Source organism: Methylobacterium sp. Leaf91 (assembly GCF_001422815.1).
Classification (GTDB): Bacteria; Pseudomonadota; Alphaproteobacteria; order Rhizobiales; family Beijerinckiaceae; genus Methylobacterium.
Genome location: NZ_LMMP01000013.1, coordinates 52,598 through 74,348, shown reverse-complemented (window position 1 = coordinate 74,348; position 21,751 = coordinate 52,598). Strand labels below are relative to the sequence as shown.

Genomic DNA, 21,751 nt, shown 5'->3' with positions numbered 1-21,751 from the left:
AAATTCGCCAAGCGTAGCGCGATTCATCGCTTTCGGTTGGCGTTTCGTTTGCAACCTACACGCACCGATCCGTGCTAATGTGGTGCCAGGATACCGCGCCGAACTATGGTCGCCGTATCATTCCGCTGACCTCGGCGGTTCGAGCCCCAGCGATCACCAGTTCGGCGTGACAGGCAGAGCAGACGAGCATGACGACCCGGCCAGGGTGGCGGGTCTCCTGTTGAAGAATGGACTTTTCTCGATGCTGAAAGCAGTTTGCACAAAGCTTATGTTCGGGTTCGCTGCCCTCCATTCCCGGCTTGGGCGCGTAGGCAAAAACACCAGCTCCGAGACTCTTGAGCTCGTAACGCTCTTTCTCTCCATCCCATGCTTTAAGGCGAGTAATCTCTGTTTCGAGATCGTCTATACGCTTAACCAGCGCCGACTGCGCAGCCTGGGACGTGAGTGCGCGCTCCTGTGCGGAGTAGATCACTCCCTGAAGTTCGAGGGCCTTCTCCCGCACAAGATTGGCGTCGCGCAGACCCGCCATCGTCTTGAGGATGTCGAACGCCGTTTTAAGGCTGCCTAGAGCGGCCCCTGCTGCCGAAAGATCCATCGCGCCTTCAATCCTTCGGTGTGCCCATACTCCTGTACCCCAAGGCTACACGCCATTCCGAATAACGGTGTGGTAACAGGAAACCACATCAGCACTTGACCCGACGGGCGAAACACCCGAAACAGCCACTGCTAGGCGCCGCGCGCGCCAGACCCGAGGGCCGCTCCGCAAGGGCGGCCTTTTGCATGTCCGGAGCCTGCCATGAACGACGATCTGCGCTCCGCGATCATCGCGACGGCCGGGCGGACCAGACCCGAGGGCCGCTCCGCAAGGGCGGCCTTTTGCATGTCCGGAGCCTGCCATGAACGACGATCTGCGCTCCGCGATCATCGCGACGGCCGGGCGGACCGGCGCAGACCCGGTCGACCTCGCCACCACGATTTCCTACGAGACCGTCGGCACGTTCGACCCCTGGAAGGCCGGCCCGACGACGCAGTGGGGTCAGCACCGCGGGTTGATCCAGTGGGGCGAGCCCCAGCGCGCCAAGTACGGTGTCACGCAGGACATGCCGGTCGCGGCGCAGGTCGATGCGGCGGGCAATTACCTTGTCGATGCCGGCTTCAAGCCGGGGATGGGGCTCCTCGATCTYTATTCGGCGGTGAACGCGGGCAAGGTCGGCCGCTACAACGCCAGYGACGCCAAYAACGGCGGGGCGCCTGGGACTGTCGCCGACAAGGTGAACAGCCAGATGGGAGCGCACCGCGCGAAGGCGACGGCGTTCCTTGGGGGCGAGTTCAAAGCGACGATGCCGGGGGAGTCCGGCGGTACGGCTCGCGCGCCCTTCAGCCTGTCGGGACCGGTCGGCAGTTCGGCTTCGGCCACTACGATCCCTGCCGAGCCCGTGAAGGCCGATAGCGGTCCCGATCTCGCGGGCATCATGAAGATGCTGGCGGCCTCATCCGCCGAGGGCGCGCCGGCGGCCGGGGGACAGGCGCAGGCCGCGCCTGCGTTGCCCCCGCCACCGCCCATGCCGCCGCGTCCGGTGGCCTTCGACGCCACCAAGTTCTTCGGCCTGCTGCCCACGCGGCGCTGACGCCTTAACCGCACCGCCTGCTCGAACCGACCCGGACGCCCCGCGCGTCATCTGGCCCGGTCGCATGCCTGCCTGCCTTCGGGGAATGCCATGGTCGGTCTCATCGACTTCTCGACCGATGCCGCGTCGAACGACATGGCAGCCCCGCCCATCCTCTGAGTGGAGGGGCAACCCGCCAAAACCGTCAACGACTCGATGCGTGCCACGATGGCCGCCCTGGCGAACTGGCGGGACGACAACATTGGCGCGCTCGGTGCGAGCCGCGGGGCCGGCGACGTCTACACCGTCGCGACCTCGCAAGGTTTCCTGGCTGCGTCCGTTGCGCGGCCTCATACCCTGCGTTTCCGTGTTGCCTCGGCGAACCAGACCCCGGCCTCCCTCTCTCTCGACGGGCTGCCCGCCAAGCCGCTCCTGCGCGCCAGGGGACGCCCGGTCGGGCCCGGCGACATGGCTCCCGATACCGTCTACGCGGTGTCCTACATCCCCAGCGAGGGCGCGTATTTCGTCACCTCGCCTGCGATCGAGCGGCCCGGCCGGATTGTCGCCCAGGCGGATGCCGCGATGGAGCCGGGATGGCTCCCCTGTGATGGACGCGCCGTCTCGCGGGCCGCCTATTCCGCCCTGTTCGCCGTCATCGGCACGACCTGGGGCAACGGCGACGGCACGACCACCTTCAACATCCCCGATCTACGCGGCCGGGCGATGTTCGGCGCCGACGACCTCGGCGGAACGGCAGCGAACCTCCTGACAGGCGTGGGCGGCGTGGCCGGTATCGACGGCGATCTCGGCAGCACCGGCGGCGCACAGGCGGTCACGCTCACCACCGCGCAGATGTCCAAGCACACCCACACCGGTACCGCTGCGGAGGCCGGCGGGCACAGTCACGGTGGCTCGACCGGGTCGGGTGGATCTCATGACCACGGTGGCTCGACCGGCCCAGTCGGTGAACACACGCATTCCGGAACGACCGCGACCGGCGGATCCCATTCGCACACCGGCTCCGCGGCTGAAGCAGGATCGCACTCCCACAACGTCAAGTTCTCACAATCCGTGCTGGCCGGCGGCAACGATATCTTCGGGGCCATCGCGATCGGCAGCAACGGTGCAAACGGGAGCACCGATGCGGGCGGGTCTCACACCCACTCGGTGACCATCAACGCGCGGCAACGATATCTTCGGGGCCATCGCGATCGGCAGCAACGGTGCAAACGGGAGCACCGATGCGGGCGGGTCTCACACCCACTCGGTGACCATCAACGCGAACGGCGATCACCAGCACGGGTTCACGACCGATAGCGCTGGCGGGCACACCCACACCATCCCGAACGCCCCGAACCACGCCCACACCATCGCGGCGGCTGCGGACCACACCCACACGCTGAGCCTCAACGACRCCGGCTCGGGTGCTGCGCACGCGAACATGCCTCCCGGCGCCGTCGTCGCCTTCGCCATCAAAGCTTGACCCCAACCCTCACCGCCACCACGCCTCGCCAGGGGCCGCTTTTTCACGTCTGGAGACGCCTCGATGAGTGCGACGAACTGGTCTCGAAAGCCGGAGGAGAACGGGGTCGCCGACCCCCTGATCGCAGCCAACGATGGGGCTTCGTCGCGCGAGTTCGCTCGATCGATCCGCGCCACGATGGCGGGAGTGCGAAAGCTCGCGGACGACCATGGCGGTGCGCTGAAATCGTCCGGGACGGGCAACACCTATGACGTCCGAACCTTCTCGGGCCTCACCGAAGCACGAGCCGGCATAGTGCTGTCCTTCGTGCCTCATCGGGCAAACGATGGGCCGTCGAGCCTTGTCGTCGATGGGCTTGGAGCCATGCCACTGCTGGACCGGGACGGGGCGAACCTGTCCGCCGGAGCACTGAAGCCGGGGCGACTGGTCCGCGTGGTGTTCGATGCCGAGGGCGAGGCATGGCGTGCCGCTGACCTCGCCCTGGTCGGTAACTCCGATTTGGCCGAGGCTCCCCCGGGCACGTTCAAGGGCAACGATGGCTCCGGGGTCGCGGATATTCCGACTGCGAGTGCTCGTGTCCTGCTGAACGTGGACCGACTTCCGAACAAAACCGAAGAAGAGATGGTCGCGGATGGCGCCATTGCCGCAGCCCTGGCGGAGAAGGCGACGAATGCAGAGGTCTCAACGATCTCCGAGGAGTTGGCAACCAAGGCGACTAGCGACGACATCTCGACGCTCATCGCACCGATAGCCGCCCGAACCGACTCGGCAGAGAGCAGCATCGACGCGCTGAACGATCAGTTGGCCGCCGTGCCGGCTTCGCAAGGTGGCGGTTTCATCGGCGCAAAGTCCTTGGCCGACCTCGTAACTCTGACCAGCACTGTGGTCGGTGCGCTCGCGGAGGTTCCTGAAACCGACACCGGCACCCACACAGATCCGGTAACAGGCGCTCTCAACACGCCGAATTCTGGAATTTTTGCATGGTCGGCAACCCCTCCCGGCTGGGGGCGCCTGCGTCCGAACGAGATTGCGGCGCTCAAGGCCGAAGTCTTCCGCGTGGAGCAGTTGGCCGAGGGTATCGCGACACTCGATACCGTCTACGCCAAGACTTTCAGCGATGAATCCTTGCGAGTTTTGATCGGGTTCCGGAAAGACGGCGCTGTCGACATTGCCGACGGTTACCTAACGCTAGACCCTGTTTGGCGGTACGTAAAAACCTACAGTGACGAAACGACCGTCATGTATGGGATGCGAAGGGATGGCACCTTCTACCCGGGTGGTTCCAGCGCCGTCGCGGACTTGCCGACCTGGATCACTAAGAGCGCTGAGGTTACCGTCAACAAGGCCGGACGCAGGGCCGACCTGACCCTTGGTATGCCATTGACCATGACCAATTTCGGCGCGTCTGCAACAAGCGATCTCGCGACCTATAGCCAGGACAACGGCTCATCGGTCCAGGCCGTGACTGAGGATCTGACGTGCCTGACGTCGCTCCTGTTGGGCACGACTGCGCTCTTTCACGATCTTGTCTACGGGCAGTCGCTCGGCAACGGCACGAACAGTGGCCCCATCACGCACGGAGAGATCATCGCTCCGGGGCGCGCGGTCATGTTCAACTCGGGGTACAAGCCCCACGGCGTGAGCGCTGCCGTGGCGATCCCCTACGCCAACATCATGTCGTTGGTCGATGCGCGCGAGAACGGCGACCAGCAGAGCCCGGCGGCGGGCATCTCGTTCGGCATGGTTCAGCCCGGGCGCCTGGGATCGACAGAGGCATCTGCTGTTTCGGTTCACGCCCGCGGCGGCCAGAAATACGCAGTTCTGAAAAAGAACGGCTCGGAAGGCGGAACCGAATACAACAACTTCATTCGCTCTTTGAGGCGAATGAAGGTGATCGCGCAGATCAACGGTATCCTCTACCTAAGTCCGGCGGTGCACTGGATTCAGGGAGAGGCGGACATCGATCAGACGTTGGTGATCTACTCCGCCAACATGATCGAGTTTCAGCATGACGTCTCGGCCGACGTGGGTCAGCCGGTCGTCGTCATCATGGATCAGACCAGCAGTTGCACGGCCTATAATCGCACCACGTCGGAGGTGCCGCTCGCTCAGCTTGCGGTGGCCCTTGCCAACCCCCTCACGCACGCCTGCGTCGGCCCCAAATACTTCCTGACGTATAGCGACGGCATTCACCTGGTGGCTGACAGCTACAATCGTCTGGGCTGCTATCACGCCCGTACCCGCGACCGCATGCGCAAGGGCCTCGACGCCCGGCCTATGCACGTCATTAGCGTGACGCGGATCAGCGCGACCATCTTCCGGCTGATATTCTACGTTCCCGCCGGCGAACTCACCATCGACACGACGACCGTCAGCGATCCGGGAAACTACGGCGTCTCGTGGAATCAGACCGGCGGCACTGCGCGCACGATCACTTCGGCCGCCAAGGTCAGTGCCACCGAGGTCGACGTGACCCTCTCGGGCGATCCCGGCTCCTTCGCACCCACAAGCCACATCGGTATCGCGCTCTACGGCGTGGCCGGCAACGATGCCGGCCGGACGACGGGCGCCAGGTCCTGCTTCCGCGATCAGTCTACGGACCTTGATATCGACGGCAACCCAATGCCGAACTGGGCCTGCCATCAAAAGCTTCTCGTCACGGCATAAGCTCAAGGAACACTGCAATGTCCTGCTTTAATAAAGTTGTTTATGGTGTCGCGCCGCCAACAAACAGTGGAGGCTTGCCTAAGGTCTCCAACAACTCGCTGGACCGGCTCCTCGGGGGCGTTGCCAACGATCTGGGCGTCTCGCTGATCCGGCATGACGTCAACCCGGCCTTTCTCGCTCCGACAACCGACTATTCGATGTACGGCGTTGACCGCGCGAATGGTGTGCCCGTCCAATCGATCCGTTCCGCCGTCACGAAGGTCGCCGCAGATGCGGCATTCAACGGTCGCCCGGTTATCGAGTTCACGGCCGGGTCCGGTGCCACGGCTGGCCAAGCCTCCGATCTCCGCATGGAGGTCCAGCCGCCGGATAGCTTCACGGTTTTTGTGGTGGCTTCCATCGCGGCGTCGCTCAAGGCTGCGCCGGCGACATCGCGGCTGATCTTTGTCGGCGAGCCCGGGAAGACCATCTGTGCTCTGTCGTTCCTCTCCAACGGCACCATGTCGTTCGGCACTGCGTCATCGGCTGCAGAAAGCGCAATTCCCGCCGTGAGTGTTCCTGCGGCGAACGTAGCAGGCGTCTATGCCTTCACATACGACAAGGAGGCCAACACGAACGGTATCTACCTCAACAACGCCACCCTAATCGACAGCTCCACGCCGCCCACCCCCTACGCCTTTAGCAGCGCGACCAGGATCGGGTTCGGCGGGCCTGCGGGGGGCAACGTAGCCGGCGGCTGGCTCGGCAAGATGGCACGTGCCGATCTCCTCACGGGCGTCCTCTCGCCGGCCAACCTCGCGACCGTCATGGCCGGGTACAAGGCCGAATACGGCATCGCGTAGGACGACCGGCTGAGACGGGGAACCTGCTCAGCACATCCCATCGATATCGTTCCGTCCGCTGCCTCCTGGGCGGTTTTTTTATGCCTGGAGGCACCCTCATCATGGAAATGTCCCCCATCGGACGCGCGGCCCTCCTGGCGCGCGAAGGCGAGCGGCTGACCGCGTACAAGGATTCGGTCGGCGTCTGGACGATCAGCGTCGGCATCACCTCTGCCTCAGGGCTGAGCAAGGTGACGCCGGGACTGACGATCACGAAGGCGCAGAGCGATGCGCTGTTCGCGAAAGGCGTCGCTCAGTATGCGGGTCCGGTCTCGGCCGCCGTGAAGGTGCCGCTCGCCGACCACCAGTTCGATGCCCTCGTGTCGCTCTGCTTCAACATCGGGGCGCCGTCGTTCGCGAAGTCGACCGTCGTGCGCCGCCTCAACGCCGGCGACTATGCCGGCGCGGCCGAAGCCATCCTGATGTGGAACAAGCCGGTGGTGATCATCCCGCGCCGGCAGGCGGAGTACGACCAGTTCCGCACGCCCTACTCGGTGAAGCGGCCGAGCCAAGTCCGCGGCGGAGCGCCGGTTCTCGGCGTTGTGTCAGGTGGAATGGCCTCCGGGGCAACGAAACAGCCCGTTGTATCAACCAAACCGCCAGTTTCCGCAACGAAACCGGCCAATCCGGCAACCGCAGCGCCTGCTCCCGCTTCGCTCGGGTTCTGGGCCCGGCTGCACGCCGCTCTCTCGCGAAAGGCAGCCTGATGCCTCGTCGCCGATTCCGCACGCGTGTGCGCGCTTGGCTGTCCAAGCTGAAGGGCTGGCGGGTCTACCTCGCCGCCCTCGTCCTGGCGCTGCCCGAGATCCTCGACGGTCTCGGCGTCGTCGACTTCGCCGCCTACCTGCCGCCGGCGGTCGCCGCGCGCGTCGGGCTCGGGCTGGCGGTCGGCCGCCTGGTGCTCGCGCCCTACCTGCGCACCCTCGCCGCCGCGAAGGCGCCGCCTGCCGGAGATCCGCGCTGATGTGGAGCTTCCTCGCCAAGCTGCTGCTCGGTCTGCCGGGCCTCGCCGACGGGCTGTTCGGCTACCTCAACAAGCGGTCCGACAGTGCGGTCCTGGTCAATGGCCAGAACGTCGCCGCCGACGTCTCGGTCGGACAGGCGCAGCTCGCCGCCTATGTCGAGGAGCGCAAGGTGATCGCGGCCGAACGCGCTGCGCAGCACCTCTCGCCCTGGACGGCCTGGATGGCCTAGCCCTCCGAGTCGGGTGGGCAGCATAGACCCGTGCCGTCTGTTGCCTACTCATCCGCACCGGTCTTCGGCTTGCGCTTGCCGTCCCAGCAAATAGCCCGGCGCGCCATGACGGCGGCCGGGCCTGAGGAGACTGTGTTCGGCGTCCGGCTGAAGGCTAGACCGCCCAGTCGTGATGAACCAGCGCCGTAGGCTGCGTCCCAATATCGAAGTCGCTCGCCTGTACGCTCGACACGCCCCGCAGGACGATCTTGATCACCGGATCCACCCCATCGAACGTGACCAGGGTATCCTTCCCGCCATTCAGCACACGGGTATTCACGTCGAGGATGCTATCGACGAGGGCGGACACGTCGAGGTGATCACTTCCAGACTGGAAATTGTAGACGTTGTCCTGCCCGATATCGACTCCAAACACGAACGTGTCCGAAGCTGCGCCGCCATAGAGGCGATCGCCGCTTACGCCGCCGTCCATCCTCGCACCATTTGCGCCGGCCCTGATGGTGTCGATGCCGTCATCGCCGAACAGAAGCGCGTATCCGCTTCCGCCTTTGATGGTGTCGTTGCCCGCACCACCATGGATCAGGTCACTGCCCTTGCCTGCAGCGACGCCATCGGCGCCTTGGGTGCCCGTGATAGTCACGGAGGTGCCAATCGCGCTTTGTGAAGTGATGTTCACACCCGAGGTAATAAGCGTCAGATCGAGCGTCGCTCCCTTGGCGACGTAGACTGCCTCGATGCCATCGAACGTCGTCTTGATGAACGTGAAGGTGTCCGCGCCCTGCAACAGAAGCTTGTCGGTGCCCCCGCCGCCATAAACGCTCGATCCACCGCCAGTGGCGATCAACTGATCGTTGCCGTCTCCGCCATTAAGGGTATCCGCTCAGCCCATGCCACGCAGAGTGTCGTTGCCGGCTAAGCCAGTCAGGATATTAACGCCGCTATCGCCGATCAGAACGTCTTCGTATCGACTACCGCGAAGGTTCTCAATGTCGGTCAGAGTATCGCCCTGCGCGTCGCCACCGGTGTTGATGCCCAACCTCAGATTGACAGTGACGCCAAGGAGGGAATGCTCGTAGCCAGCCGTATCGCTGCCACCCGCACCGAATAGCCGGTCGGCTTCCTCACCGCCCTCAAGGACGTTCGCCTTCGCATCGCCCATCAGGATATCGTCCTGTCGACTGCCACGAAGGTTCTCAATCCTTTCAAGAATATCCCCCCATGCGTCCCCACCGTTATTGATATTGGTCGTCAGATTCACGTCGACAGAGAAGGGTGACGTTTCGTAGCTCGACGTGTCGATACCGGGTCCACCTCGGATGACGTCGGCGCCATTGAGACCTTCGAAGATATTATCACCTGCGTCACCGACCAACAAATCAATAAAACGAGTGCCGACGACATTCTGAATGTCGACGAGCGTATCATAAAATACGAAGCCCTCCTTATTGTAGGCCTCGCGTTCATCGAGAAAAACCTCCACTCCCAAAGTGTCCGGGGAGTTTGGTCCATCATAACCCACATAACTGGCAGTATTGCTTCCGGATCCGCCTTGGATGATGTTGATGCCGAGATTGCCCATCAAGGTGTCGTCGCCCTCGCCACCTCTCAATATATCGTTGCCCGAGCCACCGTATATGAAGTCACCAAGGTTTCCGCCTTCGAGAATGGAGTCACCTATCCTATCGTCATAGAAGATCAATAACGGGCCATCATTACTGGCAACGTTTATCTGGCTGCCACCACTTTGGTAGGTGTATTTTACCGAAGGGGCTCCCCCCAATGAAAGACTCAGGAACCCATTGACGAAGCCAACGTTCAGAGGCGCGTCTTTGTTCGAGTCTGGATCGGCGCTATTACTCAAAGGAATTATTTCAACGAGACGACCATCGTTGAAAACTGGCAATCCGGCGAGGCTCATACCGTGAATTCCTACTTCGGCGCAATTCTACGCACGAATTCAGTCGGATTAATGAAACTATCCTGGAGGAATTCGCACGAAACGCCATTCGTCACGTTCGTTTGAAAGTAGGCTCCGGGGTGCAGCGCAACCATTAGGGCTTGGTCTAGAGGTTGGTACAAATGCCTATGATGACGCCCCAGTTGCAATGGGCGTGAGACGCCACGAATAGGAAAAATCGTAAATCGAATCTCAGGAACTCAGCCAACTCCCGCCGCGGCGCCTCGACTTCCGCATTGAGTTCGCCGGCATTCACGGCCAGCTCGACACACTGCCCCTGCGCTTCGGCTAGCTGGCTGCGGATCTCGCCATTCTCGGTTGCTGGGGCGAGGAGGATGGGATTATCGAGAACAGCTGGGCGCGCATATACCAATCAAGTCGTCGCAATCGCGACTGCCCCTCGAAGGCCCAGGGATATGAAAAAAACCCGCCACGGCGCGAGCCGGGCGGGTCAAAAACCGATCATGCAATGGATCATCTGCACGCCCCGATAGGGCCGGGAAGAGCTAAGTCCCCTCTGAGTTAGACTTACTCTGAGCCTGCTCGTCCGCGCGCTTCGCTTTACGCAAGGCTGCGCGAATTCTGACTCGTCCTTCCTTAATTGCCTGAACTCGCGCGCTTCGCTTCGCTTCGGCATCAGGTGAACGGACCGGTGGGGTTTGCTCAGTCATCGGCCTCATGCACCACGAAAGCGGTCACGGCGATTGTCAAATGCCAAGGCCCCGACAGAGGTGGATCTTGCAAATTGACGGCGCTTTTCTATCAAGAAGACCGTCCGCCGGATAGGCATGGACTGGCTCGCAGGAGAAGGCCCCGCCCAGCCGAGGCTGAACGAAGCCCTATCGTGCTCACTTGCCAACGAAGTCGGTTAGGAGCGCTCTTGGATGTTAAGATGCTTCGCCACATCGTCTGCATCTTCAAGGAGCAAATCCCTCTGGCGAACGCCTCCGACAATAGCGGGGTCGCCAGTTGCTATGTTAATCACGGCCCAGCCGCTTGCTTCGAAGCGAACAGCGTATCGGGAGATGGCATCGATATTGGTCATGGCTTGCCCTCTGAGATAGACAGGCAACGTAGATCACCGCTGTTGGTTGCCCACTCCTTTGCGTCTGGTTCCAGCTTTCGCCGGGCGGGGTCAAGTTGCCATAGGTTCTCGGGACGCTGACGTGTTTGGTCCCGGCATTTGGTGGAGCGGGTTTGACCGGAAGCGGCCGGGCTCGGCGGACCATGCCTTGCAGATGGCCTCGTAGGGCGTGAGACCACGCAGGGTCTTCAGGCGGCGAGCGAATTTGTAGGCGCTGACGAAGTCGGCCAGATGGTCGCGAAGCTGCGCGTGGCTTTCGTAATGATAGCGTTTGACCGTCGCGTCCTTGATCGTGCGGTTCATCCGCTCGACCTGTCCGTTCGTCCAGGGGTGTCGCGGCTTGGTCAGGCGATGGTCGATATCGTTGCGGGCACAAGCAAGCTCGAAGCTGTGAGCTCGGAAGGTCTCGCCGGCCGCAATCGCCTCCTGGATGATGGAGGCGGCCGAGGCGACGTTGCCGGGTGTGGTGAAGTGGGTGCCGTTGTCGGTGAGCACCGTGTGCACCCGGTAGGGCACGGCCTCGATGAGATGCCGGAGGAAATCGCCCGCGACCCGCCGCGTCGCTCGTCCATGGAGCTCGACGAAGGCGAACTTGGTCGTGCGGTCGATGGCGACGAGCAGGTAGAGCCGCCCTTCCGCCGTGTGAACCTCGGCCAGATCGATGTGGAAGTAGCCGAGCGGGTAAGCCTTGAAGCGCGACCGCTTGGGTTTGTCACCGTCGACCTCCGGCAGTCGGCTGATGCCGTGGCGTTGCAGGCAGCGGTGCAGCGACGAGCGGGTCAGGTGCGGGATCGTGGCCTGCAGCGCGTAAAGGCAGTCGTCGAGCGGCAGGAGCGTGTGGCGACGAAAGGCGACCACGACCGCCTCATCTTCAGGTGAAAGCACCGTCGAACGCGGATCCTTCGGACCCGTGCGCTGGTCGGCGACCGAGGTCCGCTGCCTCCACTTGGCGACGGTCTTCTGGTTGATCCCGTAGCGTCTCGAGAGAGCCCTCAGGCTCGCTTGACTATGCTGGATCGCTCGACGAACCGCCTCAGTCGTCGTGGCGCTGCCGTGAAGAACCTGGCCCATAGCGCGTCCTTCCACTCCAACGTGAAGATTGCACCATCAAACCCTGGGATCAAACAGCTAGCGAAGCTAGAAGGCATGGGCGTCGATTCGATCGCCGACTTGCGCGACCTCGAGCCGCGTCCCGTCCGCAAGGCGATGACGGTGGTCGGAGGCCTCATCATCCATGAGCTGCGCGGTGTGTGCTGCCTTCCGCTCGAACTGTTACCGGCTCAACGGAAGGGTTGTGTCCTTACGCGGCCGTTCTCCAGCCGGATCGAGGACGGCGCAACGATGGAGCAGGTGGTGTCAGCTGACGCGACCCGATTGGATGAGAAGTTGCGCCGAGGTGGGCTCGGCACGACCCACGTCTCGGTTTTCTACCACACGTCTGAACATGACTGCGGGGACCCGACGCGCTCCGTCTCGACGACGGTTACGTTACCTGAGGCGACGAACGGCACACTGGCGGCTGATCAAGGCGGCGCGTGAGGGCGTCGCTTGTATCTGGTGTGAGGCGCCAGGCGACCGGCCATGGCGCTACAGCAAGGCCGGCGTCATCACGACCGACCTCCAGCTGCTCGATGAGACCCAACGACCCTGATCGGACCGCTCGACCGCAAGCGCAACGCTCCATTGATGACCGCGATGGACGAGTGCAATCGGCGCTTCGGACGCGGCGCTGTTGTTCGCGCGCGGGCCAGCCTGGAGGAGTAGCGGACTTGGTCGACTAAGTTCGAGATGCGGAGCGCACGCTACACGACACAGGTATCGGAACTGCCGACGGCCCATGCGTGAGAAGAGGCGATCATACCTTTGACGCACACCCCTTTTATCCCATGTCCTTCCGGCGGCAGAGCGCTAAGCGCGTCACACGGGCCGAGGCGGTGGAGATGGCGAAGGTGACCTTAAGGGCGCTGACGGCTGAGTTTGGGGAGCGTGGACCTCACTGAGGCTCTCCGTCGAAGTGGCAGATAATCCCGACTTCTCGGCTTCCATGGTATTCAAAGCCTCAGCGACGTTGTCGGCGTCCTCTCTGGACAGGCCCACCTGACGAACGCCCTGTACCAGCGTCGCATCTTTCGTTTCCCGGTCGATAACTGACCAGCCACCGGGCTCATATTGCACTTCGTGGAAATAATCTGAATTATCTTTCATGACAGCCTGCTTAACGAGGCGCTAGGTAGGTAGGGAAACCTGCCTGTCAATACCTACGAGTCTGGCCTCCGCTTGCGCTCGCTGCGCTTGAGTTCAGCTAAGGGCGATGTGACCATTCTTCATACGAGATGCGCGAACTGAGTTCCGAGCTCTGAAGCTTCTGCCTGAATTTCATGCTCATTTGCAGCGACCTGACCGGAAAGGCGAGCAACAAGCATCGGCAAACGCCAAGCCATGACATCCTGCCTGCTGATCATGCTCAACTGGCAATACTGCCGAATATAAAATTCTGCCAAAGCTTTACGAATAATTCTGTCTATCGCTTTTCTTAGCGTGCGAGTCTCGCCGACGCGTCCGCATCGGATGATGAGGTCGGTACGAGCGACATCTGCCGCCGGATGACCAGATGTTGACTTCTCCCAGTCTATGACGACCAAGCCCTCGGATGTGTAGAGAACGTTCTCCGGATGGAGATCCCCATGACAAAGCCTGTTACCATCCGGTAAGCGGTCGAGAACCGCGAGCGTTGTCTGTTTCAACCAGGACGGCACCCGAGCTCTGGATACCTGAATACGGATCGCGTCTTGTTGGTCCGGAAGCGGCGGGTTTTCAATTTTATGAATGCTATACTGAATGACGGCAAGTTTTCGTAACGCGCCTAACATTCCGAGCGGGTTACTTTTAAAATGTTCTAGGACTGTTTTGCCGTAAATATGTTCAAATATAACACCACTTCGTCCATCTTGCTCAATTATGCCCAAAGGAGCCGGGACACGCAGGCCATGGGAACGGGCAAAAGATGTCGCAACGAACTCTTTTTTCGCCAGCTGCTTGCCCCATTTTGCTTTGTAGAGTTTGAGTACTCGTCCGGACCTGTCTGCAAAAACTTCTGCACTGCGCCCCTCGCCCACGTGATGAGCTTGCTCAAAAGCGATTTCTGGCGTCGCCGACATGTCGATCCATCTCTATGCCCCGCTCAGTGCCAAGCTAGGAGTTAGGATCAACGATAGTGAGTTGGCAATCCATTCTCGATTACGAAGATTTCCGACATAAGCTTGATGTGCTTAGGCGCACACAACTCACCGAATACCTGCGGGGGCGGGAACCGCGCGGGTAGGGTCTGTTCGGGGCGAAATACACGCTCATGCCTGTTATACGGCAGCGGAATTGCCCCGACAGTGCTCCTAAAACGCGGGAAAGCCTTCATGGCCGTGACGGCAGTCGGGCTTGAGGAGAAGGATGGAGCCACCAAGGGGAGTCGCACCCCTGGTTCAGGTTTCTTAGGCTTGCGATCTAACCGTTAAACTACCCCAGTAGCCGGATGAAACGGTGACCGGATGTCTTGTGGCAAGGCTGCAAACGAAAAACCCGCCGCGGCGTCAGCCGGGTGGGTTAATGTCTGCGAGGCTTATGAGCCGGCTTTCTCAGAGTGGAGATCAGAGCCCGCCGTTGCCCCCACCACCGCCGCCAGCGCTACCGTTTGGCACGGCACGCGAAGGCTGATTGGCATTGCCGCCCGCGGCCGAGTCGCTCGTAGCTGTTTCGGCACCAGTCGCCCCACGCGAAACTGTCACGTCGCGGTCATTGCCGGTCGTGTTCGGCTGGTTTTCGATGACCGTTCCTGACCCGCTTGGCTGGCTTGGGGCAACACCCTGAGAGAGAGCAGAACCAGCGAGCAGAATCGTAGCGGTAACAAGGATCAATTTATTCATGGATGTATCCAAATCGAGGCAGCAGTGTTTCGCTTGAGCTAAATAAGTACTGAGATCCCAATAAGGTTTCAGCTTGGCTGGTGCCGTTGCAACCGATCCGTTACAAAAAACCGCTCTGGTTCTCACTGGGCGGGTCATATCGTGCTCTGAGGACGACAAACAGGCGCGGTAGCGCGTCGGACTAATTGGGACGGAGGAGCGCGCTTAGCATGCGCGTCGCGTCCGTGCGTCCGGTTCTCGGTGGCCTGCTCTCGTTCGATTGCAGCCAGCAAGCTTGTGTACTGCTTCGCCTCGTCCCGCATGGTCCGCACGCACTCGGCGATGCTGTTGATGTCCACGGTCTGCCGCCGGGCGAAGTCGCGCATCTCCTCCATCACGCCGGTGACCTCGCGCTGCACCTGTTGGAACGGCGCCGGCACATCGGCCGGCGTTGCGGGCACCGGCGGCGGAAGGTGCTCCTTGTCGCCCCGCACGCGGGTCACCATCCAACCGATTGGCGGGCGATGGTGGTATCCAGAAAATCCAGTCATCCCATTACCCGTCGACCCTTTCCAGCTTGTCGAGAGCCGCACCAAGCCGGCTCTTGCGTGAAACGCCGTCCAGGACGGCAATGTAGACCGACAGGGCCTCGAACCCTGCAAGCGTGCCGAAGACGGGAATGTTGAGGCGGGAGAATGGGCGACGGTGAAAACGTCATAGGTCAGCGCGAACGTGAATTGCACCACGATGAAGCAGCCCACCGCCGCGCCGAAGGCTCGGGAGCAGGCCCCCTTCGGACCCACCATCTGGTTGTTGATGAAGCCGTTGAGGAACATGACCAGCATGCTCGGCTAAGAGACTACTGTGGGCTCGTCAGTGGCTTCGCTGCCGGCGAAGGCACCGGAATAGCCGGCGGGATCATTAAGGAAGCGGCCGGCGCCGGCACGACGGGTGGAACGTCCAGCGGCACCGATGCCGTGAGCGGCGCGCTGACCGGCTTCGCGTCGGTGCTACGGGCCTTCGGCGCCGCCTTGGTGCAGGGCGTCAGGAACTGGTCCCGCTCGGCAGTCGGGGGGCAGCTACTTGTTCTTAATCCACAGCATGATCGCCTCGGCGCAGCCCTTCCGTTCGCCGGCGCTCAAGCGGTGGAGGAACGTCGAGCCGGTAGAGCCGCCCACGCCGATGTTGAAGGCGATGGAGATCGGGACTTCCCGCTCGTGTTCGGCCACCGAGACCTTGATGGCGGACAGGATCGGCAGCGCGTGCGAGGCGAGGTCACCGAGGAAAAACGCGTCGGCATGGGCCTGGTGGTGACCTGTCCGAGCTTGACGCCCTTGGTGTGGCCGTAGCCGGTCGTCGACACACCGACTCCGTCGAGCTAGGCTTCCAGCTGCACGCCTTCCCGCGATTTAAGCGCGGCAATGCCCAGCTGCGTCATGATGGCGGACGCGCCCATGCGTCGTCTCCCGAATAGTGAATACAAAATTATCTTCCTACGATCGGCTTTCCGGACCGGGGGCGGATTTTGGAATGCAGCACTTCGACAACGGGCACTTGCCGGAGCCGGAAGAGCATTTTGCTGAAGGATTTGCGCCGGACGCGATCCTGACTTGTCTCGTTGCCGTGGAAGCAGTCGGGCTTGTTCTTATGGCCCTTGGCGCCGTGCATCCCGGCCGCTGGCTGCTGGCTTGAGCATGTGCGGCGACCGGCCGGTTTTGCGGTGATAAGCTGCCCGGATGGATCAGCTTCTACGACTGACGATCATCTTAAGCCGGTGGACGCGACGGCGTTGGACGAAGACCGAGGCGATTATTGCGCTGGCCGTGATCGCTATTGCCTTGGCGATCGCGCTCATCGAATGGGCTGGCTACTGGCCAGAAGCTTTAACCGCTACGAAGGTGCGGCGAGCGCCTATGCGGCTCTAAATATTACGCTGAAACAAGGCACGGACCTGCCCAAAACTTCAGGTATTACCGCAGTCCGGCGCCCTTTGCACAGAAATGCATAGATGGCGGAGGCTGATCAGCTGCAACGGGCGAAGACGACGGGGGCCTTTCTGATTTGCGGCTCATGTAATTCGAGATCCCGCTGCCAACGGGCGGCACAGTCATCGCCTCTGTGTGGCCCGCTCGGGGGGGACGCGATTTACTGCGGTGCGTTTGTCAAAGGAAGAGTGCTGGGGCTAGGCCGCCGGAGCGAAGGAGCACGCCCAAAGGTCCACGCTCTTGGTCGTGCCGCCGAGATACGCGAGAGCCTTCGCGTCGTCGCCAAAGCAGAGGCGGGACACGAGGGCGGTGGTGGCGCAGGTTGCGGTGATGGTGATGAGGTAGAAGTCCGCCGAAACCTTCTCGATGGAGCCGGTGAGGTTAGTAAAGACGCCGCCCGTGTTCGTGGACAGGGTGACGGTGCCGGCAATCAGATCGAACAGGACGCGCGCCGTACCCACCGGATTGGTGCTTCAGACGAACAAATCCGGCCGACGAAGCCGCAGCGCGAAGAGAAGCACCAGGGTTTTCATGTCGGTGATCTCGCCCCGGTCGCTCATGGCGGCGAGGGTGGCCAGGGGCATCTCGTGGACGGTGATGCTTTCATGTTCCTCGGCCAACCCACCGCCGGGGCCGGAGCGGTCGGCGGCGCTATAGGCACCTAGAAACAGGTCCATCTGTTCGGTAGAAATCCCGGGCATTGACCACCCAGTTGTCAGGCGTTCGAGGGTGCCGAGGCGGACGCCGGTCTCCTCGAAGGCCTCGCGGCGCGCGCCGTCCTCGGGCTCAGATTCATCGAGGAGTCCAGCGGGGATCTCAAGAAGCGACAGGGTACCGGCCGCAAAGAAGGTGGGTGGCCGGAACTGCTCCACCAGAAGCGCCACGCGGCGCTCGGGATCATAGGGCAGAACCCCCACCGCGCGGCCGTGATCCTCGATCTCGCGGGTCAGGCGCGTGCCGTCCGGCATCGTGACTTCTGCCACGAGAAAGCGGCTCCAGCCATCGTGCAGGATGCGGGTGCCACGGATCACCGGCGCCATATAGTCGTTCCCGTCTTCCGGCCACGGGCGGTCACGCGGCCTTCTTCGGGATCACCTAACCGCGAGTTGCCGCATCATTGAGGCGAAGACAGTGCGGAATGAACGCGTTTTCAGGTGCCGCCCTTCTCAATGGTGAAGCTGAAGACGCCGTCGTCGCGGCCCTGACCGACGAGACGATCGCCCTCTTCGGTGACGAGATGGGGGATGTCGATCACCGAGACCGGATCGGTGCAGAGGATGGTCAGCTGCGCCCCCGGTTCCAGGCCGCGCATGGCCCTGCGGGTGCGCAACACCGGCAGGGGGCATTTCAGGCCGCTGAGATCGAGGACGAGTGGCGCGTCGGTCATATCTGCCCAACGATACTACAAGCCCCGCCCGAGGCTGGTGCCTCGGGCGGGGCTTGAGCCGAAGACGAGGCTTCGTGGATGATGTCAGTAGCCGTAGGCAGGATAGCCGTAGGCCGGGGCGTAGCCATAGGCGGGCGCGTAGCCATAGGCCGGGGCATACCCATAGGCTGGTGCGTAGCCGCGGTCGTAATAGCCGTAGCGGGGAGCCTGGCTCGCCGCGATGGCGCCGCCGATGATGCCCAGAGCGGCACCCGCCGCGAGGGCTCCACCGATGCCGGGGCCACGGCGATAGCCGCCACCATAATAGCCGCGACGGTAGCCGTAGCCGCCGCCGTAGTAGCGGCCATAGCGAACGGTCTCCACGGCAGAGCCGCCAGCGACCTGTGCCGACGTCAGAGCGGGCATCGGGGCGGCTTGTGCGCCGGAGAGAGGAGCTGCCGCCAGACCGACGGCGGTCGAACCGGCAAGGACCAGGGACATGATGCGCGACATGCGGGCGATCTCCTAATTCGAGTGTACCTGCACCGTTAAAACACCATTTTTGATGAACCGTTCCGGAACAGACGAGGCACTATCGGCCGAACGTGTGCACCGGCACAATTGTCGTTTCAAGAAGACATGGGTTTATAGTCAATAGCCTCTCTTCAGAAGACGCATTCCGTGAACGCCGGATCGACGGAGCGCCGCCATGGACCCTCGTAATCCGCCAACCTATCCTCAGCCCGCGAATGACCACTGGCGACGATGGCTTCGAGGGGCTGGAGGAAGTGAGTTTCATCGCGTCCCTGGGCATCACGGCGCCCGCGCGCTTCAAGACCCTTGCGGGCGATGGCCAGGGCTTCCGCTGCCACAGTGCCCAGACTGCGTCCGGCGATCGGTGTTGCGAGGCCGAGACGTGGCACGATGGCGCGGAGGCATTCGCGCTCTGCGGTACTCCAAGCCTTGGCAATGTCCCAGGCCGCCGCGAGCCCGGCATCGTCGTAGAGTAGCCCGACCCAGAACGCCGCCTGCGCGACGATCATGTCCGCGCCGCCCACATCTGAGCCGCGCATCTCGATGTAGCGCTTGAGCCTGACCTCGGGGAAAGCCGTGGAGGCATGGTTCGCCCAGTCCGACATCGTAGCCCTCTCGCCGGGAAGCGCCGCGAGCCGTCCATCCATGAGATCGCGGAACGAGGCGCCGCTGACGTCGTGATAGGTCTCCCCGCGCTTGACGAAATACATCGGCATGTCGAGCAGCCAGTCGGTATACGCTTCATACCCGAAGCCAGCCTCGAAGGCGCGGGGCAGCATGCCAGTCCTGTCGCCATCGGTATCGCGCCAGATCTCGGAGCGGCGCGAGAGGAAGCCGTTGGGGCGCCCGTCGGTGAAGGGGGAGTTCGCGAAGAGCGCCGTCGCCACCGGTTGCAGCGCCAGGGCGACCCGCATCTTGGCCGCCATGTCCGCTTCTGAGGAGAAGTCGAGATTCACCTGCACCGTGGCGGTACGCAGCATCATGTCGAGGCCGAGGGAGCCGACCTTGGGCATGTAGCCAGCCATAATCTTGTACCGGCTCTTGGGCATGACCGGCGTTCCCTCGCGGGTCCATTTCGGACTCATGCCGAGATCGAGGAAACCGATTCCGAGTGGGTCTGCCGCACGCGCGGTCGCCTCCAGATGGCTGCGCAATTCACGCTCGGTGGCATGGACATCAGCTAACGGCGCGCCGGACAATTCGAACTGCCCGCCAGGTTCGAGCGAAATCGCTCCCCCGTCATTTCCGGCGAGGCCGATCAGGTTGCCGGCATCCTCGATCGCCTCCCAGCCGGTTTCGCGCGCAACGCCTTCGAGGAGCGCGCGGATTCCAGTCTCGCCCGCGTAGGGAACGGGTGCGTTGCCGTTCCGGTAGAACGGAACCTTCTCGTGCTCCGTGCCGACGGCGAAGCGCTCGGGCGGTTTTTCGCCCTCGGCGAACCACGCGATCAGTTCGTCCCGCTTCGTCAGCGGTGTCGTGTCGGACGTATCGCGCGCCATGCGCTGCCTCGTGATGAAGGTCGTGTGTGGTGAGAGGCAGGCCGGACCGCAGCGGAGGAGCCCCTTTGAAGATGGCGACTCCTTAGTCCAGCCGCGAGCCATGAACAACGCGGCGTGGTGGGGGGCTCATCAGCGTGTGTCTCCCAGCACAGACTGCACCAAGGTGAGAGCCACCACGGCCGCCGTATCCGCCCGTAGTATCCGAGGTCCGAGGGATAGCGCGACTGTGTTGGGTCGCGCAGCGATCATTTCCCTCTCCTCTGCCGAGAACCCACCCTCAGGCCCGATCAGAACCGCCAGGGTCGGCGGCGCCGCCGGGTCGGCGGCGCCGCGCAGGGCCGCGACAGGATCGGCCACCGCGGCGTCCTCGTCGCAGAAGACGAGGAGGCGTTCGGGCGCGAGTTCCGCGAGCGCTACGGGGAGCCGGACCGCGTCGGGAAGATCGGGAATCGCCAGGATGCCGCATTGCTCGGCCGCTTCGATGGCGTTGGCGCGCAGGCGATCGAGATTGATCCGCTCGCCTTGCGTGTAACGGGTGAAGACCGGCCGGATGGTGCCGGCTCCCATCTCCACGGCCTTCTGCGCCAGATAGTCGAGCCGGGCGGTCTTCAGTGGCGCGAAGAGGTAATGCAGGTCGGCACGTTCGGGTTGAGGGCGTACCTGCTCGACAACGATCAGTTCTGCGCTCTTGCGCCCACTCTGAGCGATGCGGGTGCGCCATTCGCCGTCGCGGCCGTTGAAGACGAGGACGGGATCGTCCGGGCCACGACGCAGGACGTTCAGCAGGTAGTTCGCCTGGGCGCGTTCCAGGGGAAGGACAGTGCCTTCACCAAGGTCGCATTCGACGAAAAGGCGGGGGGCGGTAAAGTCGTATGCTGCCATGGCTCAGCGTGGTCGCCCGCGTTCGCAGGCCTGTCAACGCCGGCGTCCGATTGCGAGTGATGCGCCGGGGCAACAGCGCTGGATTTTGTCGAGTTTCCCCAAACGCAAACCTTACCGGCCATTTACGTCTCGAAAGACGCCACATTCCTATGGCGAGACGTCAACGAGGTTCGGCAATCGCTCCGGCAGCCACGGCAAGGCACTGGTGTAGATTGGGGGAGAGGGAAATCCAACTATGTCATCGAAGATCATCGCGGCCGTCGCCGGAGCTGCATTCGGCTCCGTTCTCATCGCTGGTCCCGCCTTCGCGCAGAACGCGGAATGCGGTGAGATCCAGAAGACGCTCCAGTCGCGCAAGGATCTCGTGGCCAAGGCGAATGCCGCGTCGAACTCCAAGAAGAAGATGACCCCCGCCGAAGCCTGCGCGCTGTTCGGCAAGCTGCAGACCAACGGCAACGAAGGCGTGAAGTGGATCGCCGCCAACAAGGAATGGTGCTCCATTCCCGATTCCTTCGCCGAAGGCTTCAAGGCCGACCATCTGAAGGTCGCCGGCATCCGCACCAAGATCTGCGGCGTCGCCGCCCAGGCCGCGAAGATGGAAGCCCAGGCGCGGGCGCAGGCCCAGAACGGCGGCGGCGGTAGCGGTGGTGGCATGCTCGGCGGGCCAGGCCTGACGGGCAGCTTGAAGATGCCGCAGGGCGCGCTCTAGGCCTTGG

23 protein-coding genes and 1 pseudogene are annotated in these 21,751 nt (G+C 62.7%); 11 read left to right on the top strand and 13 right to left on the bottom strand.

Going from position 1 to position 21,751, the window contains the following annotated elements:
- Positions 1–103 precede the first annotated feature (103 nt).
- Positions 104–595, bottom strand: a complete 492-nt coding sequence (locus ASF32_RS12915) for a hypothetical protein (protein WP_056428933.1) — start codon at positions 593–595, stop codon at positions 104–106.
- Between the two features lie 301 nt (positions 596–896).
- Between ASF32_RS12915 and ASF32_RS25950 the strand changes: the two genes are divergently transcribed.
- The 7 genes from ASF32_RS25950 to ASF32_RS12870 all read left to right on the top strand — a co-directional run bounded on the left by ASF32_RS25950 (position 897) and on the right by ASF32_RS12870 (position 7,832).
- Positions 897–1,628, top strand: coding sequence for a hypothetical protein (locus tag ASF32_RS25950; RefSeq protein ID WP_056428931.1), 732 nt, complete (start codon positions 897–899; stop codon positions 1,626–1,628).
- A gap of 195 nt (positions 1,629–1,823) precedes the next feature.
- The gene (locus ASF32_RS12900; RefSeq protein ID WP_156467799.1) at positions 1,824–2,924 is read left to right on the top strand and encodes a tail fiber protein; all 1,101 of its coding nucleotides are present in this window, start codon (positions 1,824–1,826) and stop codon (positions 2,922–2,924) included.
- Between the two features lie 229 nt (positions 2,925–3,153).
- Complete coding sequence (locus ASF32_RS12890) at positions 3,154–5,757, top strand: sialate O-acetylesterase (protein ID WP_056428917.1); 2,604 nt, start codon at positions 3,154–3,156, stop codon at positions 5,755–5,757.
- A gap of 17 nt (positions 5,758–5,774) precedes the next feature.
- Positions 5,775–6,599 (top strand): hypothetical protein, encoded by an 825-nt coding sequence (locus tag ASF32_RS12885; protein WP_156467798.1) that lies wholly within the window; start codon positions 5,775–5,777, stop codon positions 6,597–6,599.
- A 101-nt stretch (positions 6,600–6,700) separates the two neighbouring features.
- Positions 6,701–7,345, top strand: a complete 645-nt coding sequence (locus tag ASF32_RS12880) for a lysozyme (RefSeq protein WP_056428979.1) — start codon at positions 6,701–6,703, stop codon at positions 7,343–7,345.
- Positions 7,345–7,602: a hypothetical protein gene (locus ASF32_RS12875; RefSeq protein ID WP_056428909.1), complete on the top strand. Its 258-nt coding sequence runs from the start codon at positions 7,345–7,347 to the stop codon at positions 7,600–7,602. Before ASF32_RS12880 ends, ASF32_RS12875 begins: the two co-directional genes overlap by 1 nt.
- Positions 7,602–7,832, top strand: coding sequence for a hypothetical protein (locus ASF32_RS12870; RefSeq protein WP_056428905.1), 231 nt, complete (start codon positions 7,602–7,604; stop codon positions 7,830–7,832). Before ASF32_RS12875 ends, ASF32_RS12870 begins: the two co-directional genes overlap by 1 nt.
- A 154-nt stretch (positions 7,833–7,986) precedes the next feature.
- Here the strand turns inward: ASF32_RS12870 and ASF32_RS12865 are convergent, their stop codons facing one another.
- From ASF32_RS12865 to ASF32_RS12850, 3 genes are all read right to left on the bottom strand, one after another.
- Complete coding sequence (locus ASF32_RS12865; protein WP_056428902.1) at positions 7,987–8,676, bottom strand: calcium-binding protein; 690 nt, start codon at positions 8,674–8,676, stop codon at positions 7,987–7,989.
- A 36-nt stretch (positions 8,677–8,712) separates the two neighbouring features.
- Positions 8,713–9,750: a hypothetical protein gene (locus tag ASF32_RS12860; RefSeq protein WP_082470641.1), complete on the bottom strand. Its 1,038-nt coding sequence runs from the start codon at positions 9,748–9,750 to the stop codon at positions 8,713–8,715.
- 1,174 nt (positions 9,751–10,924) lie between these two features.
- Complete coding sequence (locus ASF32_RS12850) at positions 10,925–11,944, bottom strand: IS481 family transposase (RefSeq protein WP_056428894.1); 1,020 nt, start codon at positions 11,942–11,944, stop codon at positions 10,925–10,927.
- Between the two features lie 57 nt (positions 11,945–12,001).
- Between ASF32_RS12850 and ASF32_RS24555 the strand changes: the two are divergent.
- Positions 12,002–12,718, top strand: a pseudogene (locus ASF32_RS24555) (DUF4113 domain-containing protein); the annotation flags it as partial.
- Between the two features lie 479 nt (positions 12,719–13,197).
- Here the strand turns inward: ASF32_RS24555 and ASF32_RS24550 are convergent.
- The 3 genes from ASF32_RS24550 to ASF32_RS12840 form a co-directional block, all read right to left on the bottom strand.
- Entirely contained in the window at positions 13,198–14,031 is an 834-nt protein-coding gene (locus tag ASF32_RS24550; protein WP_082470640.1) for a phosphotransferase, read from the bottom strand.
- A gap of 483 nt (positions 14,032–14,514) precedes the next feature.
- On the bottom strand, positions 14,515–14,790 hold the full coding sequence (locus ASF32_RS26500) for a hypothetical protein (protein ID WP_082490417.1): 276 nt from the start codon (positions 14,788–14,790) through the stop codon (positions 14,515–14,517).
- Between the two features lie 134 nt (positions 14,791–14,924).
- Positions 14,925–15,275, bottom strand: a complete 351-nt coding sequence (locus tag ASF32_RS12840; RefSeq protein WP_056428888.1) for a hypothetical protein — start codon at positions 15,273–15,275, stop codon at positions 14,925–14,927.
- A gap of 189 nt (positions 15,276–15,464) precedes the next feature.
- Between ASF32_RS12840 and ASF32_RS26495 the strand changes: the two genes are divergently transcribed.
- Together ASF32_RS26495 and ASF32_RS25320 are read left to right on the top strand one after the other, a co-directional pair.
- The gene (locus ASF32_RS26495) at positions 15,465–16,118 is read left to right on the top strand and encodes a hypothetical protein (protein ID WP_244478234.1); all 654 of its coding nucleotides are present in this window, start codon (positions 15,465–15,467) and stop codon (positions 16,116–16,118) included.
- Positions 16,119–16,299: 181 nt separating this feature from the next.
- The gene (locus tag ASF32_RS25320; RefSeq protein ID WP_156467797.1) at positions 16,300–16,461 is read left to right on the top strand and encodes a hypothetical protein; all 162 of its coding nucleotides are present in this window, start codon (positions 16,300–16,302) and stop codon (positions 16,459–16,461) included.
- Positions 16,462–16,951: 490 nt separating this feature from the next.
- On the opposite strand, the gene ASF32_RS12830 is transcribed toward ASF32_RS25320, so the two are convergent.
- The 6 genes from ASF32_RS12830 to ASF32_RS12805 form a co-directional block, all read right to left on the bottom strand.
- Positions 16,952–17,215, bottom strand: a complete 264-nt coding sequence (locus ASF32_RS12830) for a hypothetical protein (RefSeq protein ID WP_056428883.1) — start codon at positions 17,213–17,215, stop codon at positions 16,952–16,954.
- 12 nt (positions 17,216–17,227) lie between these two features.
- Entirely contained in the window at positions 17,228–17,794 is a 567-nt protein-coding gene (locus ASF32_RS12825) for an NUDIX hydrolase (protein ID WP_056428879.1), read from the bottom strand.
- Positions 17,795–17,904: 110 nt separating this feature from the next.
- Positions 17,905–18,141, bottom strand: a complete 237-nt coding sequence (locus tag ASF32_RS12820; protein WP_056428876.1) for a sulfurtransferase TusA family protein — start codon at positions 18,139–18,141, stop codon at positions 17,905–17,907.
- An 84-nt stretch (positions 18,142–18,225) separates the two neighbouring features.
- Positions 18,226–18,633: a hypothetical protein gene (locus ASF32_RS12815; RefSeq protein ID WP_056428874.1), complete on the bottom strand. Its 408-nt coding sequence runs from the start codon at positions 18,631–18,633 to the stop codon at positions 18,226–18,228.
- A gap of 152 nt (positions 18,634–18,785) precedes the next feature.
- A complete protein-coding gene (locus tag ASF32_RS12810) occupies positions 18,786–20,153 on the bottom strand; it encodes a glutamate--cysteine ligase (protein ID WP_056428870.1) in 1,368 nt (455 codons plus the stop codon).
- Between the two features lie 129 nt (positions 20,154–20,282).
- Positions 20,283–21,035, bottom strand: a complete 753-nt coding sequence (locus tag ASF32_RS12805; RefSeq protein WP_056428867.1) for a 16S rRNA (uracil(1498)-N(3))-methyltransferase — start codon at positions 21,033–21,035, stop codon at positions 20,283–20,285.
- A gap of 235 nt (positions 21,036–21,270) precedes the next feature.
- Between ASF32_RS12805 and ASF32_RS12800 the strand changes: the two genes are divergently transcribed.
- On the top strand, positions 21,271–21,744 hold the full coding sequence (locus tag ASF32_RS12800; RefSeq protein WP_056428862.1) for a hypothetical protein: 474 nt from the start codon (positions 21,271–21,273) through the stop codon (positions 21,742–21,744).
- Positions 21,745–21,751: the final 7 nt, after the last annotated feature.

What these genes read in the sequence shown, in the direction of transcription:
- ASF32_RS12900 (WP_156467799.1), top strand. Translation starts at nt 1,824, where the DNA reads ATGCGTGCCACGATGGCCGCCCTGGCGAACTGGCGGGACGACAACATT.
- ASF32_RS12810 (WP_056428870.1), bottom strand. Translation starts at nt 20,153, where the DNA reads ATGGCGCGCGATACGTCCGACACGACACCGCTGACGAAGCGGGACGAA.
- ASF32_RS12815 (WP_056428874.1), bottom strand. Translation starts at nt 18,633, where the DNA reads ATGTCGCGCATCATGTCCCTGGTCCTTGCCGGTTCGACCGCCGTCGGT.
- ASF32_RS26500 (WP_082490417.1), bottom strand. Translation starts at nt 14,790, where the DNA reads ATGAATAAATTGATCCTTGTTACCGCTACGATTCTGCTCGCTGGTTCT.
- ASF32_RS12840 (WP_056428888.1), bottom strand. Translation starts at nt 15,275, where the DNA reads ATGGTGACCCGCGTGCGGGGCGACAAGGAGCACCTTCCGCCGCCGGTG.
- ASF32_RS12890 (WP_056428917.1), top strand. Translation starts at nt 3,154, where the DNA reads ATGAGTGCGACGAACTGGTCTCGAAAGCCGGAGGAGAACGGGGTCGCC.
- ASF32_RS12850 (WP_056428894.1), bottom strand. Translation starts at nt 11,944, where the DNA reads ATGGGCCAGGTTCTTCACGGCAGCGCCACGACGACTGAGGCGGTTCGT.
- ASF32_RS12800 (WP_056428862.1), top strand. Translation starts at nt 21,271, where the DNA reads ATGTCATCGAAGATCATCGCGGCCGTCGCCGGAGCTGCATTCGGCTCC.
- ASF32_RS12885 (WP_156467798.1), top strand. Translation starts at nt 5,775, where the DNA reads ATGTCCTGCTTTAATAAAGTTGTTTATGGTGTCGCGCCGCCAACAAAC.
- ASF32_RS24550 (WP_082470640.1), bottom strand. Translation starts at nt 14,031, where the DNA reads ATGTCGGCGACGCCAGAAATCGCTTTTGAGCAAGCTCATCACGTGGGC.
- ASF32_RS12875 (WP_056428909.1), top strand. Translation starts at nt 7,345, where the DNA reads ATGCCTCGTCGCCGATTCCGCACGCGTGTGCGCGCTTGGCTGTCCAAG.
- ASF32_RS12820 (WP_056428876.1), bottom strand. Translation starts at nt 18,141, where the DNA reads ATGACCGACGCGCCACTCGTCCTCGATCTCAGCGGCCTGAAATGCCCC.
- ASF32_RS12880 (WP_056428979.1), top strand. Translation starts at nt 6,701, where the DNA reads ATGGAAATGTCCCCCATCGGACGCGCGGCCCTCCTGGCGCGCGAAGGC.
- ASF32_RS12915 (WP_056428933.1), bottom strand. Translation starts at nt 595, where the DNA reads ATGGATCTTTCGGCAGCAGGGGCCGCTCTAGGCAGCCTTAAAACGGCG.
- ASF32_RS12805 (WP_056428867.1), bottom strand. Translation starts at nt 21,035, where the DNA reads ATGGCAGCATACGACTTTACCGCCCCCCGCCTTTTCGTCGAATGCGAC.
- ASF32_RS12870 (WP_056428905.1), top strand. Translation starts at nt 7,602, where the DNA reads ATGTGGAGCTTCCTCGCCAAGCTGCTGCTCGGTCTGCCGGGCCTCGCC.
- ASF32_RS25320 (WP_156467797.1), top strand. Translation starts at nt 16,300, where the DNA reads ATGCAGCACTTCGACAACGGGCACTTGCCGGAGCCGGAAGAGCATTTT.
- ASF32_RS12825 (WP_056428879.1), bottom strand. Translation starts at nt 17,794, where the DNA reads ATGGCGCCGGTGATCCGTGGCACCCGCATCCTGCACGATGGCTGGAGC.
- ASF32_RS12860 (WP_082470641.1), bottom strand. Translation starts at nt 9,750, where the DNA reads ATGAGCCTCGCCGGATTGCCAGTTTTCAACGATGGTCGTCTCGTTGAA.
- ASF32_RS26495 (WP_244478234.1), top strand. Translation starts at nt 15,465, where the DNA reads ATGGGCGACGGTGAAAACGTCATAGGTCAGCGCGAACGTGAATTGCAC.